Origin of the sequence: Rhodopseudomonas sp. BAL398 (assembly GCF_033001325.1) — a bacterium.
Lineage (GTDB): Bacteria > Pseudomonadota > Alphaproteobacteria > Rhizobiales > Xanthobacteraceae > JARJEH01.
This window is the reverse complement of record NZ_CP133111.1, coordinates 404,157-420,447: the sequence shown is the minus strand read 5'-3', so window position 1 is coordinate 420,447 and position 16,291 is coordinate 404,157. Positions and strand designations below refer to the sequence as shown.

Annotated in this window: 12 protein-coding genes and 1 other RNA gene; 3 read left to right on the top strand and 10 right to left on the bottom strand. The window is 66.6% G+C overall.

Annotated features, from left to right (window positions below; genetic code table 11):
* Positions 1 to 33: 33 nt before the first annotated feature.
* Entirely contained in the window at positions 34 to 939 is a 906-nt protein-coding gene (locus RBJ75_RS01945) for a LysR family transcriptional regulator (RefSeq protein WP_044415672.1), read from the top strand.
* Positions 940 to 979: 40 nt separating this feature from the next.
* On the opposite strand, the gene murG is transcribed toward RBJ75_RS01945, so the two are convergent.
* The 9 genes from murG to rsmH all read right to left on the bottom strand — a co-directional run bounded on the left by murG (position 980) and on the right by rsmH (position 12,460).
* Positions 980 to 2,080 (bottom strand): undecaprenyldiphospho-muramoylpentapeptide beta-N-acetylglucosaminyltransferase, encoded by a 1,101-nt coding sequence (gene murG / locus RBJ75_RS01940; RefSeq protein ID WP_044415724.1) that lies wholly within the window; start codon positions 2,078 to 2,080, stop codon positions 980 to 982.
* A gap of 4 nt (positions 2,081 to 2,084) precedes the next feature.
* Entirely contained in the window at positions 2,085 to 3,242 is a 1,158-nt protein-coding gene (gene ftsW / locus RBJ75_RS01935; protein WP_044415674.1) for a putative lipid II flippase FtsW, read from the bottom strand.
* A 376-nt stretch (positions 3,243 to 3,618) separates the two neighbouring features.
* Positions 3,619 to 5,019: a UDP-N-acetylmuramoyl-L-alanine--D-glutamate ligase gene (gene murD, locus RBJ75_RS01930; protein WP_044415675.1), complete on the bottom strand. Its 1,401-nt coding sequence runs from the start codon at positions 5,017 to 5,019 to the stop codon at positions 3,619 to 3,621.
* 191 nt (positions 5,020 to 5,210) lie between these two features.
* Complete coding sequence (gene mraY, locus RBJ75_RS01925) at positions 5,211 to 6,296, bottom strand: phospho-N-acetylmuramoyl-pentapeptide-transferase (RefSeq protein WP_044415678.1); 1,086 nt, start codon at positions 6,294 to 6,296, stop codon at positions 5,211 to 5,213.
* A 10-nt stretch (positions 6,297 to 6,306) separates the two neighbouring features.
* On the bottom strand, positions 6,307 to 7,746 hold the full coding sequence (locus RBJ75_RS01920; RefSeq protein ID WP_044415726.1) for a UDP-N-acetylmuramoylalanyl-D-glutamyl-2,6-diaminopimelate--D-alanyl-D-alanine ligase: 1,440 nt from the start codon (positions 7,744 to 7,746) through the stop codon (positions 6,307 to 6,309).
* Positions 7,743 to 9,233 carry a UDP-N-acetylmuramoyl-L-alanyl-D-glutamate--2,6-diaminopimelate ligase gene (locus RBJ75_RS01915; protein WP_044415679.1) on the bottom strand — a complete coding sequence of 497 codons (1,491 nt, stop codon included), beginning with the start codon at positions 9,231 to 9,233 and terminating at the stop codon, positions 7,743 to 7,745. The genes RBJ75_RS01920 and RBJ75_RS01915 overlap by 4 nt, the downstream gene beginning before the upstream one ends.
* A 100-nt stretch (positions 9,234 to 9,333) precedes the next feature.
* The gene (locus RBJ75_RS01910) at positions 9,334 to 11,088 is read right to left on the bottom strand and encodes a peptidoglycan D,D-transpeptidase FtsI family protein (RefSeq protein WP_044415681.1); all 1,755 of its coding nucleotides are present in this window, start codon (positions 11,086 to 11,088) and stop codon (positions 9,334 to 9,336) included.
* Positions 11,085 to 11,465: a hypothetical protein gene (locus tag RBJ75_RS01905; RefSeq protein WP_044415683.1), complete on the bottom strand. Its 381-nt coding sequence runs from the start codon at positions 11,463 to 11,465 to the stop codon at positions 11,085 to 11,087. The genes RBJ75_RS01910 and RBJ75_RS01905 overlap by 4 nt, the downstream gene beginning before the upstream one ends.
* A 2-nt stretch (positions 11,466 to 11,467) precedes the next feature.
* Complete coding sequence (gene rsmH / locus RBJ75_RS01900; RefSeq protein WP_044415728.1) at positions 11,468 to 12,460, bottom strand: 16S rRNA (cytosine(1402)-N(4))-methyltransferase RsmH; 993 nt, start codon at positions 12,458 to 12,460, stop codon at positions 11,468 to 11,470.
* Positions 12,461 to 13,004: 544 nt separating this feature from the next.
* On the opposite strand from rsmH, the gene RBJ75_RS01895 reads away from it, so the two are divergent.
* Positions 13,005 to 13,871 carry an N-acetylmuramoyl-L-alanine amidase gene (locus tag RBJ75_RS01895; protein ID WP_080901170.1) on the top strand — a complete coding sequence of 289 codons (867 nt, stop codon included), beginning with the start codon at positions 13,005 to 13,007 and terminating at the stop codon, positions 13,869 to 13,871.
* Positions 13,872 to 13,930: 59 nt separating this feature from the next.
* Positions 13,931 to 14,386, top strand: an RNA gene (gene rnpB, locus RBJ75_RS01890) — RNase P RNA component class A.
* Positions 14,387 to 14,452: 66 nt separating this feature from the next.
* On the opposite strand, the gene RBJ75_RS01885 is transcribed toward rnpB, so the two are convergent.
* The gene (locus tag RBJ75_RS01885; RefSeq protein WP_044415687.1) at positions 14,453 to 16,291 is read right to left on the bottom strand and encodes an ABC transporter ATP-binding protein; all 1,839 of its coding nucleotides are present in this window, start codon (positions 16,289 to 16,291) and stop codon (positions 14,453 to 14,455) included.

Genomic DNA, 16,291 nt, shown 5'->3' with positions numbered 1-16,291 from the left:
CCATCAGGAACAATATTTGTGAATTGAATTCACATGGCGCGACTCGATCTCAACCGCTCTGGTGAAATGGAGGTCTTCATCCGGGTGGTCCAACTCGGCGGCTTCTCGATCGCCGCCCGCGCCTTCCGCATGACCCCCTCCGCAGTGAGCAAGCTGGTGGCGCGGCTGGAGGCCCGCCTTGGCGTCCGCTTGATCAACCGCTCGACGCGCAAGCTGCAACTGACGCCGGAAGGCACTGCGTTTTACGAGCGCGCCGTGCGCATCCTCGATGAGATCACCGCCGCCGAGCGCGAGGCGGCATTGGGCGCGACGCCCAGCGGCGTCTTACGCATTAACAGCAGCGTCCCATTCGGGCTTCACCGATTGCTGCCGCTATTGCCGGACTTCTTGCAGCGCTTTCCCGGCATATCGGTCGATGTGACGCTCACAGACATCGTCGTCGACCTGTTGGAAGAGCGCGCCGATGTGGCGATCCGCGTCGGGCCGATGCGGGAATCGCGACTGCTGGCGCGCAAGCTCGCCGAAAGCCGGATGGTGGTGGCGGCCGCGCCAGCCTATCTCGCAACCCACGAACCACCACAGACTCCTGCCGACCTGGCGCAGCACAATCTGCTCGGCTTTGGATTTTCCAGACAGGTCGCCGACTGGCCGTTTATCGATGGCCGTGGCGGCGTCACGAACGTGCCAACATCCGGCAATGCGCTGGTCGGCGACGGCGAAGCACTGCGACAATTGACGATCGCCGGCGCCGGATTGGCGCGCATGTCACGGCTCCATATCGATCCGGACATTCAGGCGGGACGGCTGGTCCCCGTGCTCGAGAGCTATAATCCCGGCGACCTCGAAGCGACCCATGCGGTGTTTGTCGGTCATGGCGGGCAGTTGCCCGCGCGGGTGCGGGCGCTGCTGGACTATCTGGTGGAGACCGTGCGCCCTTAGCACAGGATCGAAACATTGTGTTTCCGACCGGGGAACCGCTCTAAATCCCCGCCACCTTCGTCACCAGATCGGCGAGCCGTTGGGCGGCGTCGAGCTTGCCGACGGTGCGGGCGCCCGTCGCCATGGCGGTCAGGCGCGCGGGTTCGGCGGCGAGCGCGGCAATCTCGGCGGCCAGACGCTCGGGCGTGAACTCGGCTTGCGCAATGCGGATGGCGCCGCCGGCATCGGCCAGCACCCCCGCATTGGCGAACTGATCCTGATCGAGCGCGCCGGGCAGCGGCACCAGGATCGAGGGCCGGCCGATTGCGCCCAGTTCGGCCACGGTGCCGGCGCCGGAGCGCGAAATCACCAGATGGCTGGCGGCCAGCCGCGCCGGCAGGTCGGAGAAGAACGGCGCCAATTCGACCAGAAGGCCAAGCCGGTCATAGATGGCGCGGACCCGCGCCATGTCCTCGTCGCGCACCTGCTGCACCAGATTGAGCCGGCCCCACAGCGCAGGCTCCAGCAATTCGATCGCGCCGGGCACGATGTCGGACATGATGCGCGCGCCCTGACTGCCGCCGATCACCAGCAGCCGCAGCGGCCCGGCCGGGGCCGGCGGCGCGAACGGCACCGCCGCGGCGGCGAGGATCGCCGGCCGCATCGGCGTGCCGGTGGTGGTGGTCTTCGCCGCCAGCGCCGGATCGCGGTCGAGCACGCCGGGCAGCGAGGTGGCGATCGCGCTGACGTGGCGCGACAGCAGGCGATTGGCCCGGCCCATCACCGCGTTGGAATCGTGGATAATGGTCGGCACGCCGAACAGCCTGGCGGCGACCAGCGGCGGCAGCGTCGGATAGCCGCCGAAGCCGACCACCGCGGCCGGCTTCAGGCGGCGCATCAGATTGAGCGCCACGGCGGTCCCGGAGCCTAGCATCAGGCCGGTGCGGGTCAGCGACCAGGGCGAGCGGCCGCGCACGGTGTCGCTCGGCACCACGTCGATCATCTCGCGCGAGAACAGGCCGCTGTAGCGCAGCGCCCGCGAATCCGTCACCAGGCGCACCCGCATGCCGCGCGCCATCAGCACCACGCCGAGCGCCTCGGCGGGAAACAGATGGCCGCCGGTGCCGCCGGCCGCGAGCAGAATGAGGGGCGCGTTGCTCATCGGATCAGGCGAAGCTTCGGGCCGCGTCGGCATCGGCGTCGGCGATCGAATCCATCTCGGCGCGCGGCCGCTGCCGCGTCAGCGCCAGCATCATGCCGACCCCATAGGCCAGCGACACCATTGACGAGCCGCCATAGGAGATGAACGGCAAGGTCATGCCCTTGGCGGGAATCAGCTGCAGATTGACCGACATGTTGATCGCGGCCTGGACCCCGAACAGGATCGCCAGGCCCGATGCCGCAAAGCGCGAGAACATGTCCTCGGAGGCGTAGGCGCGCGACAGCGTGCGGATCACGATGAAGGCGAACAGCGCCAGCAGCGCCAGGCACAGGATGATGCCGAATTCCTCGGCCGCCACCGCGAACACGAAATCAGTATGGCTGTCCGGCAGGCCGCGCTTGGCGATGCCCTCGCCCGGTCCCAGACCAAACCAGCCGCCATTGGCGAAGGCCTCCATCGCGGTGTCGACCTGATAGGTGTCGCCCGAGGCCGGGTTCATGAATCGCTTGATCCGCTCGGCGACGTGCGGAACCATCAGATAGGCGCAGAACAATCCGCCAGCGGAGGCGCCGGCGAGCCCGATCGCCCATACGATCCGCATCCCGGCGATGAAGAACAGCGCGCCCCACACCATCAGGATCAGCATGGTCTGGCCGAAATCCGGCTCCAGCACCAACAGCGACACCATCGTCATCAGCAGCGTCAGCGCCATCGTGGTGGCGGGCATTTCCGGCCGCCGCGCCGATTCCGAAAACAGCCACGCCGCCAGCACCACAAAGGCCGGCTTGGCGGATTCCGAGGCCTGGATATTGACGCCGAGCAGCGTGATCCAGCGCCGCGCGCCCTTGACCTCCGGTCCGATCAGCAGCGTCGCCACGATCAGCGCGACCGAGACGCCGAACACGATCAGCGCCGAACGCCGGATCTGCCGCGGCGACAGGAACGACACCCCGATCAGCACGATGAAGGACGGCAGCAGGAACAGAATGTGGCGGTTGAAGAAGTGAAACGGGTCGAGCCCGATCCGGGTCGCCACCGGCGGGCTGGCGGCCAGCGACAGGATCACGCCGCTGAGCATCAGGGCGATCACCGCGCCCAGTTGCACGCGGTCCACGGTCCACCACCATTCGCTGAATGGCGTGCGTTGTTCACGGGAGATCATCGGCGGTCCTTGCGCAAAGCTCCCCCAATTGGTGCGCCATCGTGGTTGCCAGACAGTTAACGAAAAAGAAATGTTCTGAACGAGTTGGGGGAATGTCCTTCACGACTTCGCAACAGGCGCCTCGAACGCTAAGCGCGGTCCTTCCCCCAACTGTCATCCCCGCGAAAGCGGGGATCCAGTACGCCGCAGCGCTGCGATTGGACCGCGACCGCTCTGCAATACTGGGTCGCCCGCTTGCGCGGGCGATGACGTCTGTGGGAGTGGCGAAGCCACGCTATCTAGATGAGGGGTGGCGACGCCAAGCTATTTTCTGCCCCGCGATAGTTATCTGTCCCGAATGACGCCCATAGCCACGCGCCACGCCAGCCGCACGACCTCAGACCACCGGCACGACATCCGGCAGCGCGGTGACCAGGTCGCGGAACCTGGTGCCGCGGATTTCGAAATTGCGGTACTGGTCGAACGAGGCGCAGGCCGGCGACAGCAGCACCACCGGCTCGCCCGGCCCGGCCACAGCGGCATCGCGCGCGGCGGCCGAAACGGCAACGTCGAGCGTCTCGCTAATCTCGTAGGGCACCCGGCCCTCGAGCGTCGCCGCGAAGTCCTTTGCCGCCTCGCCGATCAGATAGGCCTTGCGGATCCGTGGAAAGAATTCTTCGAGGCTGGCGATGCCGCCGGTCTTCGGCTTGCCGCCGGCAATCCAGAAAATGTCGTTGAACGACGCCAACGCCTTGGCGGTGGCGTCCGCATTGGTACCCTTGGAATCGTTGACGAACAGCGTGGCGTGCTGACGCCCGACCTGCTCCATGCGATGCGCCAGACCGGGAAAGCTGCGCAGGCCGGTTTGCAGCGCCTCGGCGTCGACGCCGAGCGCCAGCACGGCGGCGGCGGCGGCGGCGGCGTTCTGGGCATTGTGCAGTCCGCGCAACGAGCCGATGCCGCCGATCCGGGCGATCTCGCTGCGCATTCCGCCATCGGCGCGCAGGATGGTCTCGTGTTCGACGGTGATGCCATCGGCCAGCGGCTGCTTCACCGAAATCCGCACCACGCGCTTGCCGGCCTGCTCGATGCGGTCTGCGGCCGCGCGGCCGTAGCCGTCATCGACGCCGACGATCGCGGTGCCCTCCGGCTGCACGCCGGCGACCAGGCGTTCCTTCACGGCGGCGTAATGCGCGATCGTGCCGTGGCGATCGATGTGATCCTCGGTGACGTTGAGCAGAATGCCGACGCTGGGATCGAGCGACGGCGTCAGGTCGATCTGGTACGACGACATCTCGATGACGTGGACGCGGCCGGTGCGCGGCGGCTCCAGCGACAGGATCGCGGTGCCGATATTGCCGCCCATCTGGGTGTCGTAGCCGGCGCTTTGCATCAGATGCGCGATCAGCGCCGTGGTGGTCGATTTGCCATTGGTGCCGGTGATGGCGACGAACGGCGCGTCGGGCGCGTGGCGCCTGCGTTCGCGGCAGAACAATTCGACGTCGCCGATCACCTCGATCCCGGCCTCGCGCGCCTTCAGCACGGTCCAATGCGGCGCCGGATTGGTCAGCGGCACGCCGGGCGTCAGCACCAGGGCAGCGAAATTCGCCCACGACAGATCGCGCAGATCCGCGGTGATGAAATTGGCCTGCGCGGCCTCGACCATGCGGTCGATATTGTCGTCGCAGGCGATCACTTCGGCGCCACCGGCCCGCAACGCATGGCAACTGGCCAGCCCCGAACCGCCGAGCCCGAACACCGCCACGGTCTTGCCGGCAAAGGAGGTGACGGGGATCATGACAGCACCACTTCCGTCATTGCGAGCGAAGCGAAGCAATCCAGAGCCCCGTGCACCGGGCCCCTGGATTGCTTCGTCGCTCCGCTCCTCGCAATGACGACGTTGAAGGCCCGATTATGCTGATCGATTTCTGAGTCAGGTTCCTCAGGATGAGGCCGATTGGGCCCAGTGACTCGCCGCATGGAAACGCCTCACCGCAGCTTCAGGGTCGACAGGCCGGCCAGCGCCAGCATCACGGCGATGATCCAGAACCGGATCACGATCTGCGGTTCGGTCCAGCCCTTCTGTTCGAAATGATGATGGATCGGCGCCATCCGGAACACGCGCTTGCCGGTCAGCTTGAATGACGCCACCTGGACGATCACCGAGACCGCCTCCAGCACGAACAAGCCGCCGATCACCGCCAGCACCACTTCGTGCTTCACCGCCACCGCGATCGAACCGAGCATGCCGCCGAGCGCCAGGGAGCCGGTATCGCCCATGAAGATCGTCGCCGGCGGCGCGTTGAACCACAAAAAGCCCAGCCCGGCGCCGAGCAGCGCGCCGCACAGCACCGATAATTCGCCGGTTCCGGCGACGTAGTTGATCTGCAGATATTCGGCGAACACCGCGTTGCCGGCGAGATAGGAGATCAGCCCGAAGCTGGCCGCGGCGATCATCACCGGCACGATCGCCAGCCCGTCGAGCCCGTCGGTGAGATTGACGGCATTGCCGGCGCCGACCACGATGAAGCTGCCGAAGATGATGAAGTACCAGCCGAGACTGAACGCCACGTCCTTGACGAAGGGGATCACCAGCGAACTCGACAGCGGATCGCGGCCGAGCCGGATCAGCGCGTAGCAGGCGGCACCCGCGATCAACGCCTCGATCGCCAATCGGGTGCGCCCGGAGAAACCTTTATCGCTCTGCTTGGTGACCTTCAAATAGTCGTCGTAGAAGCCGACAAAGCCGAAGCCCAGCGTCACCGCCAGCACGATCCAGACATAGGGGTTGAGCGGATTGGCCCACAGCACGGTGCCGACCACCAACCCCGACAGGATCATCAGCCCGCCCATGGTGGGGGTGCCGATCTTGGTGATCAGATGCGATTGCGGGCCGTCGGAGCGGATCGGCTGGCCCTTGCCCTGGCGCAGCCGCAGATTGTCGATGATCCAGGGGCCGAACAGGAACACGAACAGCGCGCCGGTCACCATCGCGCCGCCGGTGCGGAACGTGATGTAGCGGAACACGTTGAGAGCCGGAACCGTGCCGGCAAAGTCGACCAGCCAATAGAGCATTCGATCTGCCTTACACCGCGACGTTGTCGAGCGCGGACTTGCCGGGAAAGCGCTTCTCCAGCGCGGTAACAATGGTTTTCATCCGCGAGCCGAGCGAGCCCTTGACCATGATGACGTCGCCGGCGCGGATCGCCGCGACAACCTGCGATTCGAGTTCGGCTGAACTCCCTGCATAGCCGCCCCGCTTTCCGGAGGAAAGGGCGTCCCACAAATTGCGCATCATCGGCCCGCAGCAAAATACCGTATCGACCGCGTGGGCCTGCACCGTTTCGGCAAGGCTGCGATGCAATTCGGCCGAGGTCGGGCCGAGTTCCAGCATGTCGCCGAGCACCGCGATCCGCCGCCCCTGCGGCCCGATCGCCGTATGGCCGAGGACCTCCAGCGCCGCCGCCATCGAGGCCGGATTGGCGTTGTAGCTCTCGTCGATCAGCGTGGCCTCGCCATCGTCGAACTCCAGCGCGCGGCGGACGCCACGGCCGGCGGCGGGCCGCACCTGCGACAGCGCCAGCGCCGCCAGCGCCAGATCGGCACCCACCAATTGCGCCGCCGCCAGCGCCGCCAACGAATTGATGGCGATGTGGCGGCCCGGGATGGCGAGCTTGTAGGTGACGTCGTGGCCCAGAATATCGGCATGGATCGCGGAGCGGTCCGAATGCAGCGACAATTCGATCAGCCGGGCATCGGCCTTGGCGTTGGCGCCGAACGAGACGATGCGGCCGACCTTGGCCTTTTTGGCGCTTTTGCGCAGCCGGGCGAATTGCGAATTGTCGCGGTTGAGCACCGCGACGCCGCCGGGCTCGAGGCCTTGGAAAATCTCCGCCTTGGCATCGGCGATCGCTTCGATCCCGGCGAAGAATTCCAGATGCACCGGCTCGACCGTGGTGATCACCGCGACATGAGGCCGCACCAGCTTGACCAGCGGTTCGATCTCGCCGGCATGGTTCATGCCGATCTCGAACACCGCGAATTTGACGCTGGCCGGGCAGCGCGCCAGCGACAGCGGCACGCCCCAATGATTGTTGAACGACGCCACCGAGGCGTGGGTTTCGCCCTGACTGCCGAGCACGCCGCGCAGCGCTTCCTTCGTCGAGGTCTTGCCGACCGAGCCGGTGACCGCGATCACGCGCGCCTCGAGCCGCGCCCGCGAGGCGCGCGCCAGATCGACCAGCGCGGCGAGCACGTCGTCGACGATCAGCAGCCGCGCATCGGCGGCGAATTTGTCGCGCTGGGCTTTTGCGACGACGGCGAGCGCGGCGCCGGCCTGTAATGCTGCGGCGACGAAATCATGGCCGTCGTGGATGTCGCCCTTGATCGCGAAGTAAGCATCGCCCGGCGCCAGGGTGCGGCTGTCGATCGAAATGCCGAAGATGTCGGCCGGCAACGCGCCGTTGCGCGTGGCGTTCATCGCCTGCGCCATGGCGTCCAGGGTCCAGAGCGGTTGCGTGCTCATGCGGCGCACGCCGACAGCGCCGCCGCGGCGGCCTCGTGATCGCTGAACGGCAGCACGCGGTCGGCCACGATCTGGCCGGTCTCGTGACCCTTGCCGGCGATCAGCAGCGCGTCACCGGGCACTAGCCCCGCGATCGCCACCCGGATCGCCTCGGCGCGGTCTCCGATCTCGCGGGCGCCGGGGGCGGCCGCCAGGATCGCGGCGCGGATGTCGGCGGGGTTTTCAGAGCGCGGATTGTCGTCGGTGACGATCACCGTATCGGCGTTGTCGGCGGCGATCGCGCCCATCAGCGGCCGCTTGCCGGAATCGCGGTCACCGCCGGCGCCGAACACCACCACCAGCCGGCGCTGTGCGTAAGGCCGCAGCGCCTGCAACGCCTTGGCCAGCGCGTCGGGCTTGTGCGCGTAGTCGACGAACACCGGCGCGCCGCGGCAATCGCCGACCCGTTCGAGCCGCCCCTTGGCGCCCTCGAGATGGTCGAGCGCCGCGAACACCTGGTCGGGATCGCCGCCGGTGACGATCGCCAGGCCGGCGGCGACCAGCGCATTCTCGATCTGAAACTCGCCGACCAGCGGCAGATGCACCGCGCGCATTTCCCCGCGATGTTCGAGCGTCAGCTTCTGGGCGAAGCCGTCGATCACCGCCTCGACCAGGCGGATGCCGTCGGCACCGCCGTCGCCGTTGCGGCCGACCATCATGATGCGCAGCTTGCGCGCGGTGGCGGCGTCGATCACCGCCTTGGCGCAATCATGATCCGCCGAGATCACCGCGCCGCCGCCCTCCACCACCAGATCCTTGAACAGCCGCAGCTTGGCGGCGAGGTAGTGCGCGACGTCGCGATGATAGTCCATGTGATCGCGCGACAGATTGGTGAAGCCGCCGGCGGCGACGCGGACGCCGTCGAGGCGGAACTGATCGAGGCCGTGCGACGACGCCTCCAGCGCCAGATGGGTGACGCCCTCGCCGGCGATCTCGTCGAGCGCGCGATGCAGCGCAATCGGATCGGGCGTGGTCAGCGAGCCATAGACGTCGCGGGTCGGCGTCACCAGGCCGATGGTGCCGATGCTGGCCGAAGCGTAGCCGAGACGCTGCCAGATCTGCCGGGTGAAAGCGGCGACCGAGGTCTTGCCGCTGGTGCCGGTGACCGCCGCGATGGTGGCGGGCTGTCTGGAGAAGACTTGCGCCGCCGCCAGCGCCAGCGCGCGGCGCGGATTGGGCACGGTGACGAAGGGCGCGCCGAGCTCGCCGCCGGGCCGCTGCTCGCCGACCACCGCAACGGCGCCGGAAGCGATCGCCTGACCGATGAAATGCGCGCCGTCGGTCTTGGCGCCGGACAGCGCGAAGAACACATCGCCGGGGCGCACCGCGCGGCTGTCGACGGCAAGCCCGGTCACGGCCAGATCGGCAAGGCCAGATCCGGCAATGCCGAGTTCGGCAGCCTGCGCGTCGAATCCGACTTCGTCGCTGAAAAGATCGCGGAGCTTCATCGTCGGTGGTCCAACCTGTCGGACAATACGAATGACAACAATTCCGGGGCTTTTAACCCAATCCGATGTCGACGCAACAGCTTGCGCGGCGCGGCGTCGCCTAGCGGGATTCCTTCGATGCCGCAAGAATAAGGCGGTCGGGCGGCGGCAGATCGAACCGCGGCTCGATCCCCAACAGCGGCGCGATGCGCGCGATCACCTTGCCGCCGGTCGGCACCGCGTTCCAGCCCGAGGTGATGAAACCATGGGTCTCGGGCAGCGCCTGCGGCTCGTCGAGCATCACCAGCACCTGGAACTGGGGATTATCCGCCGGCAGGATCGCGGTGAAGGAATTCAAAACCCTCTTCTTCGAATAGCGGCCGTTGATGACCTTTTCGGCGGTGCCGGTCTTGCCGCCGATATAATAGCCCTTGCACAACGCATCGGCCTGCCGGGCGGTGCCGACCTCGGCATTCAGCCGCATCAGATAGCGGATCTTGTCGCTGGTCTCCTTCTTGATGACGATCTTGCCATCCTTCCGCGCTTCCTCCTCGGTCCGCTTGAGGAAGGTCGGCGGGATCAGATAACCGCCATTGATCATCGCGTTGATGCCCATCACCGCCTGCAGCGGCGCCACCGCGATGCCGTGACCGAAAGCGATGGTGATGGTGTTGAGTTCGCCCCAGTGTTTCGGCACGATCGGCGAGGCGCTCTCCGGCAGTTCGGTGCGCAGCCGATCCATCTGACCGACCTTCTTCAGGAACGCCTTGTGCGCCTCGACGCCCTGCGCCAGCGCGATCTTCGCCGCGCCGATATTGGACGAGTATGTGAAGACTTCCGACAAGGTGATCGAACGGCCGAGATGATGATCGTCGTGAATCGTGAACCGGCCGTACCGCAGGGCGCTGCGGACGTCGTATAACGAGTTCAGCGTGGCCTTGCCGGAATCCAGCGCCATCGCCAGCGTCAGCGTCTTGAAGGTCGATCCCATCTCGTAGACGCCGGTGGTCAGCCGGTTGATGCGGTCGGGGTCGTTGGCTTGTTGCGGATCGTTGGGGTCGAAATCCGGCAGCGACACCATCGCGACGATCTCGCCGGTGTTGACGTTGGAGACCAGACCGGACGCCGCCTTGGCGCTGTACTTCTCCTTGGCCTTGAGCAATTCGTCGCGCAGCGCGTGCTCGACGCGCAAATCGACCGCGAGCTCGACCGGCTTCTGCAGCCGGTCGCTGGCAAAGCCGGCGCGGTGCAGATCGGCGAGGCCGTTGGTATCGAGCCAGCGTTCCAGGCCGGCGATGCCCTGGTTGTCGATATTGACGAGGCCGACAATATGCGACGCCGCGCGGCCGGCGGGATAGACCCGCTTGTTCTCGCGCAGAAAGCCGATTCCCGGAATCCCGAGCTTGTGAATGTCGTGCTGCTGCTTGGGCGTGATTTCGCGCTTGAGCCAGGCGAAGCCCTTTTTCGACGACAGCCGCTCGCGGACCTCAGGCGTGTCGAGATCCGGCAGCGTCGCGGTCAACAATTCGATCGCCTCGTCCTTGTCGATGATGCGGCGCGGCTCGCTGAACAGCGAGGGCACCTTGACGTCGGTGGCGAGAATTTCACCGTTGCGGTCGACGATATCCGGTCGCGCCGTGGCGATGGCGTCCTGCGAGGAGGTCCGCCGCGCGCCATGCGCGTCGCCGATCACCGCCAGCGTCACCAGCCGGAACGCGATTACGCCGTAGATCGCCGCGAATGCGACTATCGCAAAGCCGACGCGGACGCGCGCCTTGACGTGACGATCGACGTCCTTGCCGTACAGCAGGCTGCGGATCAGCCGCTGCCGCCATGGCACGTGATGACCCGCAAGCGGGATGACTTGATCGGTCAATGCGCAACCTCCGGCGCCGGCAGCGAGCCGGTGATGATGTCGGGGTCGATGGTCTCGATCATCGCACCGATCGGATCGGGATCGCCGGGATTGACGATGCTGGGCGGCCGTTCCGGCAGGTTCTTCAACGAATCGAACTGCCGGGCGTCGATCGGCCTGAGCTTCAGATGCCGTTCGGCCAGGCCTTGCAGCCGCATCGGCGCATCGAGCTTGGCCCATTCGGCGCGCAGCGTGGCGATCGCCTCGCGCTGCACGCGCACGTCGGCGCGCAGCCGCTGCACCCGCTCGGTGCGGAACGTCGATTCCATCTTGATCCGGTAGACATAGGCGGCCGCGAACACCAGCATGCCGATGACGAGGAAATGGATGATGCGCATGATCAGCCTCCCCTCATCACGTCGGCCAGTTTCGGCCAGGCCGGCAGCGTGTCGAAATCGTGCGCCGGCGCCTGGGTGCGTTCGGCGGCGCGCAGCTTGGCCGAGCGCGCGCGCGGATTGGCGCCGATCTCCTGCGCCCCGGCGATCACCGGGCGTTTGGTCAGAATGGCGAAGCTGGGCGCCGTCTGCGCCAGTTCCGGCAGATGGCGCGAGCCGCCGCCGGTCTTGCCGCGCGCGACCAGGAAATTCTTGACGATGCGGTCTTCCAGCGAGTGGAACGACACCACGGCGAGCCGGCCGCCCGGTTTCAGCACATGCTCCGCCGCCGCCAGCGCCAGATGCAATTCGTCGAGTTCTTCATTGACGAAGATCCGCAGCGCCTGAAACGTCCGCGTCGCTGGATGGATTTCGCCAGGCTTGGCCCACACCACCTTGCCGACGATCTCGGCCAGCGCCAGCGTGGTGGTGATCGGCGCTTCGGCGCGCGCCGCGACGATCGCCTTGGCGATCTGGCGCGAATAGCGTTCCTCGCCGAAAATATAGATGATGTTGGCGAGATCGGCCTCCGAGGCCCTGGCCACGACATCGGCGGCGCTCGGGCCATGCTGGCTCATCCGCATATCGAGCGGGCCGTCGAGACGAAATGAAAAGCCACGTTCGGCCTCGTCGACCTGCATCGACGAGATCCCCACATCCATCACCACGCCGTCGACCGCAGCGACGCCCTGGGCGGCGCAGACTTCGGCCAGATTGGAGAAGCGGTCTTCGACCAGCGTCAGGCGCCCGTCGGCCCGATCGACCAGATCGAACCCGCCGGCGATCGCGCTGCGATCCCGGTCAATCCCGATCACCCGGGTCTCGGCTGTATCGAGGATCATGCGGGAATAGCCGCCGGCGCCGAAGGTGGCGTCGACATAGACGCCGCCATCGCGCGGCGCGAGCAGGTCCACCGCTTCGCGGCCAAGCACGGGGATGTGGCGGGGCGCGCTCGACATCAGCCACGCGCTCCTTGCGCGCCGGCCGCAGCCCTGCGCCAGCCGCCGGCCGGGGCAGCGCGGTGCAGGATCGGCGTGGATTCGAACAGGCCCATTTAGCTTCAGATCTCCGCGCATCGCCCGGACCTTCGCGGCGAGCAGCCGCCGCAAGGCGGGATGGATGGTTCCGTTCAAAGCAACCTTCGGCCCACCCACGCGACCAGCTGGTACATCCGGCCTTCGGCGTGGATTGGGATGGTTCGCCATTGGTTTTGAGCGTCAAATGGAACCTTGACCGCCCCTTTCGGTGCGGCCGTTCACCACTCAGTAACGGCGCTTAGCCTTAAGAAAACGTTGACGATGAGCGGAGGATTCTCCGCAATGTCCCGACCGCTGGGCTTCGGCATGGTAACGGGGTGATGCGTCATTCCCACAGTCCACAGAAAATGGCGAAACCGTGTCATGGGATTGTTGCACGGGCCGGAGCAGCCCCGGATAGTGCAGCGTTGCAGAGGCTCGGCGCATCAGCGCCGTCGCCGCGCTCTTGCCCGGTTTGAGATGTCCGATGCTGTTAGGTCCGTTCGCGTCTGCTGGTTTTGAGTCGAAGCGTCGACGTGCCCTCCCTTTGCCGAAGGGCATAACCGATATGAAGACCTTCACCCCTGATTCCTCGGTGGTCTCCGACGTGATTCCGTCGCCGAACCATGGCGAGCGCAACAAGGGTCGGCTGCCCGACATGATCGTGCTGCACTATACCGGGATGCCCGATGTCGAGGGCGCGTTGGCGCGGCTGTGCAAATCCGGAACTGAGGTCTCGGCCCATTACGTCGTGCTGGAAGAGGGCCGGATCCTGCAATGCGTGCCGGAATCCCGCCGAGCCTGGCATGCCGGCTCGGCATTGTGGGCCGGTGAGCACGACATCAACTCATGTTCGATCGGAATCGAGATCATCAACCGCGGCCATGATTGGGGCTATCCGGATTATCCGCTTCGGCAGATCGCCGCGGTGATCGCGCTGTGTCGCGGCATCATGCTGCGCCGTGGCGTGCCGAGCCACCGCGTGCTGGGCCATTCCGACGTGGCGCCGGCGCGCAAGAAGGATCCCGGCGAGAAATTTCCCTGGGAGGCGCTGGCCAATTCCGGCGTCGGCCAATGGGTCTATCCCGCCCCGATCGTCAGCGGCGATACATTGCGGCTGGGAGCCACGGGCGATGACGTCCGCGCCCTGCAGCAGGCGCTGGCAGATTATGGCTACGGCCTTACGCCGAACGGCAAGTTCGACGCGCAGACCGTAGAGGTCGTGACCGCGTTTCAGCGGCATTTCCGCCCGGCCAAGGTCGACGGCATTGCCGATGTCTCGACCCTGGCGACGCTGCGGACCCTGCTGACGACGTTTCCGACCTCCAGCCGGCCCCTGTCCGCGGCCTCCTGATCCGGCGTCCGCCGCGGCGCGACTTGACGCGGCGGCGCGCAGCCCGCATGGCTTGCGCATCAGTCGGCCGGACGGCCGCTCCCGCTATGGTCGAAAGGCTGCGGGGGAGGAAAGTCCGGGCTCCATCGACATACGGTGCCGGATAACGTCCGGCGGGGGCGACCCCAGGGAAAGTGCCACAGAGAACGAACCGCTTCCCCCACCCTTCCCTCCCCCGCTTGCGGGGGAGGGTCAGGGTGGGGGCGAGTAAGGGTGAAAAGGTGCGGTAAGAGCGCACCGCGTGTCCGGCAACGGAGACGGCATGGTAAACCCCACCGGGAGCAAGACCGAATAGGGACGGCACCGCGGACAGTTCGCTTTCGGGCGATAACTCCGCAGGGCTATGTCAAGCTCGACCGTCCGGGTAGGTTGCTTGAGGCCATGTGCAAACATGGTCCCAGAGGAATGGCCGTCGCGTATCGTGCGCGCAAGCGTACGGTGCCCTCCAGAACCCGGCTTACAGGCCGGCTGATACTTATTCGCGCAAGCGAGACAACGAGGGGTTCGGCGCCACCACGCCGAACCCCTCGCCCGTTTCGACCTCATTCCGCAGCCGCAATGCCTTCGCCCAGCAAAGCCTGTTCGCCCTGCAAGGCTTGCTCGACTTGCATAGCCTGGCGCTCGAACAACCCGCGATAGATGCCGCCGGCGCGCGCGGCGAGCGTGGCGTGGGTGCCCTGCTCGGCGATCCGGCCGTGGTCGAACACCAGGATCCGATCGAGGCTGCGCACGGTGGAGAGCCGATGCGCGATCACGATCGCGGTGCGGCCCTTCATCAGCCGCTCCATCGCCTGCTGGATCAGCGCCTCGGATTCCGAATCCAGGCTCGAGGTCGCCTCGTCCAGGATCAGCACCGGCGCGTCCGCCAGAAACGCCCGCGCCAGCGCGACGCGCTGCCGTTCGCCACCCGACAGCTTGACGCCGCGCTCGCCGACCAGCGTGCCATAGCCCTTCGGCAGCCGCATGATGAAGTCATGCGCATTGGCGAGCTCCGCCGCCTGCTGGATCGCCGCCATTCCGGCGCCGGGCCTGCCATAGGCGATGTTCTCGGCCAGCGAGCGGTGAAACAGGATCGGATCCTGCTGCACGATGGCGATCTGGCTGCGCAGCGATTGCTGCGTCACCTTGGCGATATCCTGACCGTCGATCAGGATGCGGCCGCCGCTGACGTCGTGGAGCCGCTGAATCAGCTTCACGAAGGTGGTCTTGCCGGACCCCGAGCGGCCAACCAGCCCGACCCGTTCGCCGGCGCGGATCTCCACCGACAACCCGTCATAGAGCGGCGTCGGATGGCCGCCATAATGGAACGTGACGTCGTCGAACACGATGCGGCCACCCCGGATCGAAATCGGCGCGGCGCCGGGCGCGTCCTCGATGCCCGTCGCCTCGTCGTGGATCGCGACCAGCTCATCCATGTCGTTGACCGAGCGCTGCAGATTGTTGATGTGCATGCCGACATCGCTCAGATAGGCGTGGATGATGTAGTAGCTGGTCAGGACAAAAGTGACGTCGCCCGCCGTGGCGCGGCCGGCCATCCACAACAGCAAGGCGCCGCCGATCACCGCGGCGCGGACGCAGAGCAGCACCGCCAGTTGCGCGGTCGAAGTGTAGTTGTAGCGCATCCAGGTACGCAGCACCCGCGACCGCCAGCGCGTGATGACGCGCGCCAGCCGTCCGTCCTCGCGGCTCTCCGCCCCGAACGACTTCACCACCGCATTGCAGGTCAGCGCATCCGCCAGCGTTCCGCCGACCCTGGTGTCCCACGCATTGGAGAGCCGGGCGGCGGGCGCGATGACGCGGATCGACAGCATCACCGTCATCCCGATATAGACCAGCGAGCCGATCCCGATCACCAGGCCCAGTGACGGCCAATGCAGGCCTAGCAGGATCATCGATCCGACCAGCACGACGATCGACGGCAGCAGCGCCATCAGCAGCGTGTCGTTGAGCAGATCGAGCGCCCACATTCCCCGTGTCACCTTGCGCACGGTGGAGCCGGCGAAGCTGTTGGCGTGCCACTCGGTGGAGAAGCGCTGCACCCGCGCGAACGCCTCGCGCGCCACGTCGGACATGATCCGCAAGGTGAACGGCACGATCGCCTGCATTCCGGCAAACCGCATCACCACCGAGATCACCCCGAGCGCGACGATCGCTCCGAAGGCGATGAAGGCGGCGCGGCGCGCCGTCGGATCGGTCGCGCCGGCCGTGACGGCGTCGACCAGATGGCCCGAGAACAGCGGCATGAACAGGTCGGCGACGGTGGCGCCGAGCAGCCCGAAGGCGACCGCGAGGGCTCGGGCCGGCTGCTTCAGCCAGTGCCGAAACACGAAGGGCAGCACCGAGCGCATCGCGGTCGGTCGCGGCTTGGATTGCGTGGTCAT

Coding starts and splice junctions, on each gene's coding strand:
- RBJ75_RS01945 (WP_044415672.1), top strand. CDS start 34: ATGGCGCGACTCGATCTCAACCGCTCTGGTGAAATGGAGGTCTTCATC.
- murG (WP_044415724.1), bottom strand. CDS start 2,080: ATGAGCAACGCGCCCCTCATTCTGCTCGCGGCCGGCGGCACCGGCGGC.
- ftsW (WP_044415674.1), bottom strand. CDS start 3,242: ATGATCTCCCGTGAACAACGCACGCCATTCAGCGAATGGTGGTGGACC.
- murD (WP_044415675.1), bottom strand. CDS start 5,019: ATGATCCCCGTCACCTCCTTTGCCGGCAAGACCGTGGCGGTGTTCGGG.
- mraY (WP_044415678.1), bottom strand. CDS start 6,296: ATGCTCTATTGGCTGGTCGACTTTGCCGGCACGGTTCCGGCTCTCAAC.
- RBJ75_RS01920 (WP_044415726.1), bottom strand. CDS start 7,746: ATGAGCACGCAACCGCTCTGGACCCTGGACGCCATGGCGCAGGCGATG.
- RBJ75_RS01915 (WP_044415679.1), bottom strand. CDS start 9,233: ATGAAGCTCCGCGATCTTTTCAGCGACGAAGTCGGATTCGACGCGCAG.
- RBJ75_RS01905 (WP_044415683.1), bottom strand. CDS start 11,465: ATGCGCATCATCCATTTCCTCGTCATCGGCATGCTGGTGTTCGCGGCC.
- rsmH (WP_044415728.1), bottom strand. CDS start 12,460: ATGTCGAGCGCGCCCCGCCACATCCCCGTGCTTGGCCGCGAAGCGGTG.
- RBJ75_RS01895 (WP_080901170.1), top strand. CDS start 13,005: ATGCTGTTAGGTCCGTTCGCGTCTGCTGGTTTTGAGTCGAAGCGTCGA.
- RBJ75_RS01885 (WP_044415687.1), bottom strand. CDS start 16,291: ATGACCACGCAATCCAAGCCGCGACCGACCGCGATGCGCTCGGTGCTG.